This is a genomic window from Baaleninema sp. (assembly GCF_049974805.1).
Classification (GTDB): Bacteria; Cyanobacteriota; Cyanobacteriia; order Cyanobacteriales; family Geitlerinemataceae; genus Baaleninema.
The window spans coordinates 24,987-36,135 of sequence record NZ_JBNGCO010000041.1 but is presented as its reverse complement, the minus strand read 5'-3'; the positions used below and the strand labels follow the sequence as shown (position 1 = coordinate 36,135).

General features: G+C 53.8%; 6 protein-coding genes. 3 read left to right on the top strand and 3 right to left on the bottom strand.

Annotation, left to right across the window (positions count from 1 at the left end):
* Positions 1 to 2 precede the first annotated feature (2 nt).
* Together ACP5D4_RS10175 and ACP5D4_RS10170 are read right to left on the bottom strand one after the other, a co-directional pair.
* On the bottom strand, positions 3 to 299 hold the full coding sequence (locus ACP5D4_RS10175; RefSeq protein ID WP_428011514.1) for a hypothetical protein: 297 nt from the start codon (positions 297 to 299) through the stop codon (positions 3 to 5).
* Positions 300 to 396: 97 nt separating this feature from the next.
* On the bottom strand, positions 397 to 726 hold the full coding sequence (locus tag ACP5D4_RS10170; protein WP_428011513.1) for an SH3 domain-containing protein: 330 nt from the start codon (positions 724 to 726) through the stop codon (positions 397 to 399).
* Positions 727 to 1,013: 287 nt separating this feature from the next.
* Between ACP5D4_RS10170 and ACP5D4_RS10165 the strand changes: the two genes are divergently transcribed.
* Positions 1,014 to 1,523 (top strand): lysozyme inhibitor LprI family protein, encoded by a 510-nt coding sequence (locus ACP5D4_RS10165; RefSeq protein WP_428011512.1) that lies wholly within the window; start codon positions 1,014 to 1,016, stop codon positions 1,521 to 1,523.
* Positions 1,524 to 1,596: 73 nt separating this feature from the next.
* Here the strand turns inward: ACP5D4_RS10165 and crtH are convergent, their stop codons facing one another.
* Entirely contained in the window at positions 1,597 to 3,114 is a 1,518-nt protein-coding gene (gene crtH / locus ACP5D4_RS10160; RefSeq protein ID WP_428011511.1) for a carotenoid isomerase, read from the bottom strand.
* Between the two features lie 752 nt (positions 3,115 to 3,866).
* Between crtH and ACP5D4_RS10155 the strand changes: the two genes are divergently transcribed.
* Both ACP5D4_RS10155 and ACP5D4_RS10150 read left to right on the top strand, forming a co-directional pair.
* A complete protein-coding gene (locus ACP5D4_RS10155; RefSeq protein ID WP_428011515.1) occupies positions 3,867 to 5,444 on the top strand; it encodes an FAD-dependent oxidoreductase in 1,578 nt (525 codons plus the stop codon).
* A 244-nt stretch (positions 5,445 to 5,688) separates the two neighbouring features.
* Positions 5,689 to 11,088, top strand: a complete 5,400-nt coding sequence (locus ACP5D4_RS10150; RefSeq protein ID WP_428011510.1) for a PAS domain S-box protein — start codon at positions 5,689 to 5,691, stop codon at positions 11,086 to 11,088.
* The last annotated feature ends 61 nt before the right edge of the window (positions 11,089 to 11,149 follow it).

The window sequence follows — 11,149 nt, the reverse complement described above, 5'->3', positions numbered from 1 at the left end:
TTTCATCCCCGGATTAAAATCACGGGGCTTTCAAGCTCCCGATCTATTCCCGTAATGTTGCGAACGGTTTCGTTGGGACAATAGATGCGATAAGTTCGCTCCCAACTTCGGGCGACGTGGGGCGGTTCGGGACTTTCTTGATATACCGTAAAATCGACGATATAGAGTCCCGGCGGGTCTTGGGGAACCGCACGGGTGACGTACTGCCCCGAGGGGGTTGCCGAAGCCAAACTGCCAATACTAAGAGAGAAGAGAAAAGGGCTGGCGATCGACAGAAGTTTTGAGGGTTTTACAGACATTTAACTGACCTCTCAATTCGCACTAAACGGATAAAAGTCGGTACAGCAACCCCGATAGTTTGTTTGAATTCGATAGGTTTCGAGTATTGTTCGGGAATTAATTACAGGAGGTGACGATAACGCGATTTCCAGCCACCCAGCCGGTGCCGCCCTCGGAGTTGAAAATCACGCGATACCACCCCTCTTGTTCTTCAACGATAACGACTTGAGTTCCGTTATTGAGTTGTCCGAGTATTCTGAAATTGGTACTCGGGCCGCTGCGGACGTTGAGCGGCGGATCGGGGTCGTTCACGACGGCGCAAGTCCGCTGTACGAGGAGATTGGAAGTTTCCGGAGACGGAAAGGTTGAGGCGGCTTTAACCCAGGGTGCGACGGCAACGCTGGAGGTTACGATCGAGGCGGCCACCACTATTGAAATAAGTTTCATGGTTGTGATTTGAACTCAGCAATGCGCTGGACAGTTGGAAAGTTAATTTTTGGATGTTTCACGACTGTCTGGCTGGTGTATGGCGCGTTCTTATATAATATATCGCATTAAAAAAAACTGAGGCAAAGCTATTTAAATATGCAACAAAAATTTAAAAATATTTTTTAAATTGTTAAAACCATTAATTCAGGAAATAATTTAGCACTTCGATCGATCCCCTTTTAACACTTGCTAAAACAGGAAAACCGCCATCTCACCACTGTCGCCAATCCGGAATTCCTGGCTCGATGGGTGTACGATTTGGTCAGTCCTCACCTCGATCGAGCTTCATGCAAAACCTCAAACGTTTCGCCCCCCTTGCCATCGGAGTCGCACTACTGGCCGCAGGATGCCAAAAAACCGATATGTCCAGTCAAAAATCGGAGCGATCGAGCGCCCAAGCCTCGACGATCGATCGCAACACCCCGAGGACGACCGCACAAACGCCATCGATCGATTGCAGCAGTCCCCAAACCACCCTCGAAATCAACGAATGTGCAGCGCGAGACTACCACAACGCCGACGCACGCCTCAACCGCACCTATGACGAACTAATAGCCAATCTCAACGACGCCAACCGCGAAAAACTCGTTGACGCACAACTAGCGTGGCTAGAATTCCGCGATCGTAACTGCCACTGGGAAGCCTTCCGCTACGACGGCGGCAGCATCCAAACCTCCATTCGCCTCAACTGCCTCGAACGCCTCACCCAGCAGCGAATTCAGGATTTAGAGAATTACCGAGACGCAGCGAGGTGAACAGTGTATGGGAGAGGGGGAGAGGGGGAGATAATTTCGCATCACCCCATCATCTCATCACCCCATTATCCCATCATCCCATCATCCCCAAATCCACCGCGATACGGTGAGCGCAGGCGAAGCCGGAAAAGGCGACAGCGTTCAATCCCTGACCGGGGAAGGTGCTGTCGCCAACGCAGTACAAACCCGGAACCGAAGTTCGGTTAAAGGGCATTCCCAGCAGTCCTAAGAGTTTGCGTTGGGGAATCGGGCCGTAAGTGCCGTTGTCGCGACCTAAAAAGCGGCGGTGAGTGCGCGGCGTTCCCACTTCTAAATAGTCCAATCCCGCATCTAAACCGGGGAAAATTCGTTCGAGACGATCGACCAACTGCCATGCGGCCGCTTCTTTTTGCCGTTCGTACTCCGTGGGGGACAGGTTTTGCCAGCGATCGATCCAATCGGGAGTAAAGGCATGAAGAATATGATAGCCTTCCGGCGCCAAATCCGGGTCGAGTAACGTGGGAATCGAGACGAAAATCGTTCCTTCAGCATCTTCCATTTTCGCCCAGTCTTCAACGACGATATGGTGACAGTCCGTTGTGGGGGGTAAGACACTCGCTTCGACTCCCATGTGCAAACTCAGGAAACTGGGAGACTGACGGTAACGTTGTTGCCACTTCTCTTCCGAGAGCGGCATTTCCGATTTCGGCAACAGTTTCTCGAAGGTATCCCAACGGGTGGCGTTGGAGACGACGCGCTTAGCATGGAATTCTTCTCCCGATGCCAGTTTGACGCCGACGGCGCGATTCCCTTCTTTGAGAATTTCCGTAACTCTAGCGCCATAGCGGATGCGACTTCCCGCTTTTTCCAAACCTTCGACGAGTTTCTCAGCAATTTTCCCGACGCCCCCTTTCGGGTAATTGATACCACCGTAGTGGCGATCGCTAAACACCATTCCAGCGTTGATGGCGGGGGTCATGTCGGCGGGAACCACCGACCAACAGTAACATTCAATATCGATAAATTTGAGCAGTTCGGGATCTTTAATGTAACGTCGGGCGATATCGCCGACGTTTTGCGGCAGGTATTTCACCAATCCCAAGCAGGCCATCGGATGTTGAAAGAAAACCCGCGTGAGATAGCGGGGTTCTTCCAACGACAGCAATTCCATCGCGTTGAGGCAGTTAAAGACCTTCCAGCATTCATCGTAAAACTTGCGAATTCCCGTCCGTTCCTGGGGGAATTTTTGGCTGAGTTCCTCGATAAAGGCGTCGTAGTCCCGATGGACTTTCACTTCTAGGTCTTTGGGAAGGTGGTAGTGAATTTGAACCGGGTCGGGAATCGTTTCCAGGCTAACGTTGACGGCCTCGAGGGCCCGCGTCAGCAGGTTGGTGGTGCCTTTGTCGCCAAAGCCAAAAATCATGGACGCCCCGACGTCGAAGCGATAGCCGGAACGCTCGAAATACCCTGCACTGCCGCCGGGAATGAGGTAGCGTTCGAGAACGAGAACGGTTGCGCCTTTGCTGGCCAGTTGGGTCGCGGTAACGAGACCGCCTATTCCGGAACCGATGACGATAACATCGTAGTCGGTTTGCGCCGCAGTTGCAGTCATATTCGATGTTTAAAAAAATGCGATCTTAACTCCTTAGTGTACTTTAGCGGAGTTTACGGGCTATGGACTGCCATCGATCTGCCTCAGCCAGACGATCTCTGGGGGGTTTGACCCTCGGCTTAAACTTTTATATGTAATTTTACGCAAGCTCTGCCGGGAGTCCACGAAAAAGCGTCCGGGTAGCCGATGGGAGTCTTTACGAAAAAATACGCAAAAAATCTATGGATTTTCTCTAACTTTAAAAATTCCGTATTTCCCCATCGATAAAATTTTAATTTTCTTTTAAAAAAACACCTTTTTTTGAGACTATAATTAGAATTAGAAAGAGGCAAGACGACCCGGACTCTCCCCCTTAATGCCGCTTTCGCACCGATGAAGTCGATAGAAGGATTTCGCGAAAGATGCCTCGACCCGAACCTTCGATCGATCGGTGTACTTAAGCGAGTGCGAAGTGGCAGCACGAATAAAAGGCCGTAAATCCTAGCGGCGATCGCAGCCCAGCGGTGCAACCCCAACGTTTCGCGCAAACGTTCCCAGATAACGTTGCCAAACCGCTTTCGGCGCGATCGCGTCGTTCCGATGGACGGCTGTACTTTCGTTTGTCGAAATCGGCTGAGTGGAAACCCCCTCAGCCGATTTTTTCTGGGTTTTCCCCAGTGCGATCGACCCCCATCGCCCCGCAAAGTCGTCGATATCGCTATGGTAGAATTACCGACCTTCAGCGCGACTCCAATTCTCTGGCGATGTCTGCAATGCAACCCCAAACGCAACAACTCCTCAGCCAAATTCCCGGTAATCCCTGGAAAGGTTTACAAAACGCCGATCGCATCTGGACGAGTCTGCGAGAAAACACCCAACCCGTCCCCTGCGTCGTGCGTCAGAACTCCCAACCCCTCGGCGAAACCGATTGGGATGTAGTTATCAGCGGCGGAACCTTGGGAATTCTCCTCGGTGCGGCGTTGGCCCGACAAAATTGGCGCGTCGCCGTGGTAGAACGGGGAATTCTCAAAGGGCGCCAACAGGAGTGGAACATTTCTCGGGAGGAACTGCGAACCTTCGTTGAAATGGGATTGCTGACGGAGGAGGAATTAGAACGATCGATCGCCACCGAATACAACCCCGGCCGCGTCAGCTTTCGCGGCGGTTCCGATATCTGGGTTCGCGATGTCCTCAACATCGGCGTCGATCCCGTCTATCTCCTCGAAACCCTCAAACAGCAGTTTTTAAAAGCGGGGGGAACCCTCCTCGAACAGACGAATTTCGACGGATCGATCGTGCATCCCGACGGCGTGCGCGTCAACCTCACTCACCCAAACCTCCCGTCAGAAGCAGAAGGCGAAAACAGCCTCACCACCCGTCTGCTGGTGGATGCGATGGGTCATTTTTCCCCCATTTCCCAACAAGTGCGGGGACGCCAGAAACCGGACGCCGTTTGTTTGGTGGTGGGAACTTGCGCCGAGGGCTACTCGGAAAACGAAACGGGGGATTTGTTCGTCTCCTTCACGCCGATTTTGCATCACTGTCAGTATTTTTGGGAAGCGTTCCCAGCCAAAGACGGACGCACGACTTATTTATTTACCTATCTCGACGCGCACCCCGATCGATTCAGTTTAAAATTTTTCTTCGACGAGTATTTACGACTGTTACCGGAATACCAACAAGTCGAACTGGAGAGTTTGGACTTCAAACGCGCTCTGTTCGGTTTCTTTCCCTCCTATCGCAACAGTCCCCTACAGTCGCCGTGGAATCGCATCCTTCCCGTAGGTGATAGCAGCGGGAGTCAGTCGCCGTTGAGTTTCGGTGGATTCGGGGCGATGGTGCGCCATTTAAAACGGTTGAGTGAGGGGGTGGGGGAAGCCTTGAACGCCGACTGTCTCGATCGATCGGCCTTGTCGTTACTGCAACCTTATCAACCGAACCTTTCTGTTACCTGGATGTTTCAACAAACCATGAGCGTCGGTATTGACGAGATGGTAACAGATCCCGAGTCGATTAATCGCTTGTTGGCGTCAGTGTTTGAGGCGATGCAAGAGGCTGGAGACGAGGTGTTGCGGCCGTTTTTAAAAGATGTGGTACAGTTTGGAAGTTTGTCTCAGGCGTTGTTGCGAACTTCTGTTTCGGCGCCGCTGACGGTGACGAAAATTCTGCCGAAAATTGGTTTTTTTCCGTTGTTGGGATGGATGCGTCATTATGTTAGTTTGGGGGCGTACAGTGCGCTGTCTCCGATTGGAAAAGCCATCGATGATTGGAGTCAAACGGCGTCTCCGCAACAGCGATATTATCTGAAACAGTGGTCGCAGGCGTGGCAATATGGCTCGGGGAAGGAATAGGATTGAGAAGCGAGCGGACAATATGAAATGATTCGCGGCCATCTCCCCTTTGGCTTTTGTTTTTGGGATAAGATAAAAAAACAATCAATAATTCGAGGTTGAGGCTGGCGATATCAACTCTTTTTTGTACGAAATGAAGTATAATTAAACTATTAAGAATTTCTTGGGAAAGTTTCAGTAAAAACCCGTAGGAAATACGACTGTCAATCCGAACGAGGACTAAGCGATCGCCCTCGAACCGACTATGACCGACTCCGTTGGTGGCAATACTGTAACGTCCGTGACGATGGACTACTTGCCGTTCGATCGCAGTTCGTCCGTTGTCGAACCCTGGCGGGACGAGTGGGGGATTTCGCCAAAAACGCCGCTGCTCGAGGCGTTGCAAATTTGGCGCGATCGCACCGAAACCGAAGACCTTCCCTTACATCTGTGGGTGGTCGAGGGCGATCGACTGGTGGGTGTCGTGCGCGATCGCGACCTAGTAGAGGCGACCCTCAACGGCTGCGACTTGTCCCAACTCTCCATTGCAGAAGTAACGCAACCCGTTACCAAAACCCTGTCGATCGACCCGATTCACTCAGATTTCACAGCCGAACAGCCCCCCATCGAACCGACCGGATTTCCCTGGATTCCCGTCACCGACGCCGAGGGCAAGCTCATCGGTCGAATCAGGCGCGATCGCCTCTGGCGTAGCGAGGGCGGCGACTCCCCCTATAACTCCGAAGGACTCCTCAACCAAATCGCCTTTCGCATCAACCGTTCCCTGAACCTCGACGACATTCTCGACACCGCCGTTCGAGAAATTCGACAACTACTGAAGGTCGATCGCGTCGTCGTCTACCGCCTCGAACCGGACCAAGCCGGAACCGTCATCGCCGAATCCATCGCTGACGCCCTGCAACACCAAAGCCTTCTCGGGCGTGTCATCGCCGATCCCAGTTTCGTCAGAGACTATCTCGATCGATACCGAAACGGACGGATGGGCGTCACCGCCGACGTGCGGGACGGTTCCCTATCCCCCTGTCACGTCGAACTGCTCGAAAATATCGGCGTCCGCGCCAACCTCGTCGTTCCCCTGCGCTTCTGTCCCAACCCAGAGAACCGAGAATTTATCCTCTGGGGGTTATTGGCTGCCCAACATTGCCAAAATCCGCGACCTTGGAGCGAGGACGAACGCGCGTTTCTCGAAAAACTGGCCAGTCAACTGGCCGTAGCCATCCAGCATTCCGAACTTTACCAAAACGCCCAAAACCAACTGCACGATCGCGTCCTCGCCGAACGCCAACTGCGGCAACGGGCCCGCCAACAAGAAGCCATTGCCAACTTCGGACAGTTCGCCCTCGCCTGTACCGACGACCTCAGCCAACTGATCGATCGCGCCGTCCGCGTCGTCGCCGACATCCTCAAAACCCCCTACGTCCAAATCTGGGAACTGTTGGCCAACCAAGCCGTACTATTGATGCGATCGGGGGTCGGCTGGCCGGCGTCCCTGGTGGGAAAAGCTCGCATCGGCGTTGGCTTGCGGTCCCAAGCCGGATATACCCTCGACACCGGCCGACCCACCGTCGTCAGCGACTTGCGCGTCGAAACCCGTTTTGGCGGCAGTCCCCTGCTTCACAACTGCGGTATCGTCAGCGGCGCGACCGTTCCCATCGCCGGAGTCCAGGGAGATTTCGGCGTTCTGGGGGTTCACAGTCCCGAATCCCGCCACTTCGACAGCGAAGACGTGAGTTTCCTGCAAGCGATCGCCAACATCCTGGCCGCCGCCATCGAACGCGATCGCGCCCAACAGGATCTCGATCGATTCTTCAAACTCTCCCTCGATTTATTCTGCATCGCCGACACCGACGGCTACTTCAAACGAGTCAATCCCCAATTCGAGGAAACCTTGGGGTACAGCGAAGCCGAACTGTTATCTCAGCAATTTCTCGACTTCGTGCATCCCGACGATCGCGATCGTACCCGTAAAATCTTCGAGCGACTCATCTGCGGCGTTCCCTGCATCGACTTCGAGAACCGCTACCGCTGCGCCGACGGTTCCTATCGCTGGCTGGCCTGGACGGCGAGTCCTTCGTCCCACGAAGAAAGCCGTCTGTACGCCGTCGCCCGAGACGTAACCGATCGCAAACATCACGAAGAATCCCTCAAACAAATTAACCTGGCCTTAGCCAACGCCATGCCGGGAATTGCCCGTCTCGACGAGGCCGGCATCTTCCTCCAGGTCAACCGTCCCTACGCCGAAATTTGCGGCTATGCCCCGGACGACATGGCGTCCTTGTCCTGGCTGCAAACCCTCCATCCCGGCGATCGACCCCTCGCCCGCCAAGCCTTAGGGCAAATCTCAACCCACGAGCCTCGCGAACTGGAAATTCGGGGATTGCGCCGGGACGGTTCGCGGTTTTACCAACAAGTCTTACTCGTCAAAGCCGATCTCGATCGCGCCGGATTTTCCGGATATTACTGTTTGTGCAAAGACATCAGCGATCGAAAACAGACCGAAGCCACCCTACAACAACTCAACCAACGGCTCGAAAACCTCGTCGAAGAACGCACCGCCCAACTCTCCGACACCAACCGCCAACTCCTCGACGAAATCGCCGAACGCAAAGCCATCGAAAGCGAAATGCAAACTCGGGCGAAACAGCAAGCGATCGTTGCCGAACTCGGACAACTGGTTTTAGCCCACAACGACCTCACCCACCTCGTCGATTGGGTCGTCCTGCGCCTCAGCGAAGGCTTGAACGTCGATTACTGCAAAATCTTAGAACTCAACACCGACCCACCGGATTTTCTCACCTTGGGCTTGCGATCGGACGGCGGTCGAGACGAAATCGTTCTCAATCGAGAGCCACTCGATCGCGACTCCCATGCGATCGATTGTCGCCAAACCTCCCAAGATTCCCGAACCGTACAATTTCACCGCAACCCGGACGGCAGTTGCGGCTTGAGTTTGGCCGTACAGGGAAAACACCAATGTTTGGGGATTTTAGGCGTTTACAGCTCCCAATTTCGCCGCTTCAGCCAAGACGATCTCAACTTCGTGCAAAGCGTCGCCAACATCCTGGCCGCCGCCATCGAACGCCAACAAACCGCCGACGCCCTGCGCCACTCCGAAGAACGGTTCCGAACCGCCCTGAAAAACTCGCCCATCGTCGTCTTCAACCAAGACCGAAACCTTCGCTACACCTGGATTTACAACCCCGCCTTGGGCTACCAAGCCGAAGAAGTCATCGGCTTGTGCGATCGCGACATCTTCGACCCCAAAGACGCCGACATTCTCGAATCCCTCAAATATCGCGTCATCGACACCGCCGAAGGCATCCGTCAAGAAGTGGTGATTCGCGAACAGGGGAATCTCAAATGCTACGACCTCACCATCGAACCCCTCTTCGATCGCGACGGCACCCTCCTCGGCGTCACCTGCACCGCCCTCGACATCAGCGATCGCAAACAAGCCGAACTTGCCCTACAAGAAAGCCAACACCTCATCCAACGCATCGCCGAAGCCAGCCCCAACATCCTTTATATTTACGACCTCCTCGAAGAGCGCAACATCTACGTCAACCAAGGCATCAGCCGCATTCTCCACTACACCCCCGAACAAGTGCGGGACATGGGAAACACCCTGTTTCCCCAACTGATGCACCCCGAAGACTTACAACGCTTTATCCAACACCGACCGATTTTCGATACTGCCAAAGACAGCGACATCGTCGAATTCGAGTACCGCCTGAAAGACAGCCAAGGAAACTGGCATTGGCTCGTCTCTCGCGATATCGTCTTCAGTCGCACAGCGGAGGGCAAACCCAAGCAAATCCTGGGGTCGGCCTCCGATATCACCGAACGAAAACAGGTCGAAGAACGACTGCGGCTGAGCGAACGCGCCATCGCCGGAAGCAGTAACGGTATCGTCATGGCTGACGCCAGACTTCCCGATATGCCGATTATTTTCGTCAACCCCGCCTTCGAGAAAGTGACAGGGTACAGCATCGAAGAAGTTCTCGGACAGAACTGTCGTTTTTTGCAGAAAGGCGATCGCCGCCAACCGGAACTCGATCGCCTGCGAGAAGCCATTCGTCACCGTCGCAGTTGCACCGTCATTCTCCGCAACTACCGCAAAGACGGCTCTCTATTTTGGAACGAACTCAACATCTCCCCCATTTTCGACGATAAAGGTCAGCTGACCCATTACCTCGGCATCCCAAACGACATCACCGAATTTCGCAAACAGGAACTCGAACGGCGCATCGTACAGAAACGGCTCGAATACCTTCTCGCCTCGAGTCCCGGCATCCTCTACAGCATGCAAGCGGACGGCCAGCGTGCCACCTTTGTCAGCCACAACTGCACCGCACTCCTCGGTTATTCCCCCCAGGACATCCAAGCCCCAGGATTCTGGCGAAAACAGCTTCATCCCGAGGATGTCGAGAGTCGCTTCGACGCCGGAATGAAACAACTGTTCGCCACCGGACGACACAGTACCGAATATCGATTTCGCCACCGCGACGGTCGGTATCGTTGGATTTACGATCGCATGAAACTGGTACGGGACGACGCCGGACATCCCCTAGAAATTATCGGCTACTGGCTCGATATTACCGATCGCAAACAGGCCGAAGAAGCCCTACGGGCCAGCGAAAATCGTTATCGACTCATGGCGGACAACTCCACCGACGCCATCACCCGCCACAGTCCCGACGGTGTGTATTTGTACGCCTCTCCCGCCTGTCGTACCCTGTTGGGATACGACCCCGAAGACCTCATCGGCCGGTCTGCTTACGAGTTCTTCCATCCCGAGGATCTCCGCGCTATCCAACAGAGCCACCAGAACATCTTAAACCTGCCCGACGTGCAGACTGTGACCTATCGCGTTCGCCGCCACGACGGGAGTTATATTTGGTTTGAAACCACCAGTCGCACCGTGCGCGACGACAGCGGCCGCGTTAAAGAAATCGTCGCCGTTTCCCGAGATGTCAGCGCCCGCAAACAGGTAGAAGATTCGTTAAAAGCTTCGCTTCAAGAAAAAGAAATTCTACTTAAAGAGATTCATCACCGAGTTAAAAACAATCTGTTGGTGGTGTCGAGTTTGTTAGAGTTTCAATCGGATTACACTGACGATCCCGAAGTGGTCAAAATTCTCCAAGACAGCCAAACGCGGATTGCGTCGATGGCGTTAATTCACGAAAAATTGTATCGATCGACCGATTTGGCGCGGATCGATTTCGGCGAGTACCTGGAAAATTTAGTTGAGAGTACCATCGCCTCCTACGATGTCCGAGAGCGACCGATTCACGTTCAGCTCGATATCGAACCGATTTCTCTCAATATCGAAACCGCCCAACCCTGCAGCTTAATCGTCAGCGAACTGCTCTCGAACGCCTTCAAACACGCCTTTCCCGACGGACGAGAGGGTACGATTTCCCTGGGATTGCACGCCATCGAGGGGGAACGTTTTCGCTTGACGGTGAGCGACGACGGCGTCGGCGTTCCGGAAAACCTCGATATTCGCGCGGTGGATTCGTTAGGGATGGAGTTAGTTTGTACTCTGACTCAACAGTTAGATGTAGCTTTGCAACTCGATCGCCGAAACGGAACTTTCTTCGCCTTGGAATTTTCTGAACTTCATTATCGCAAGCGAGTTTAATTGAAGCGATCGCCTTATCTTCCAGAGCCTCCAGATCCCCGGCATCTCGAAGATGCCGGGG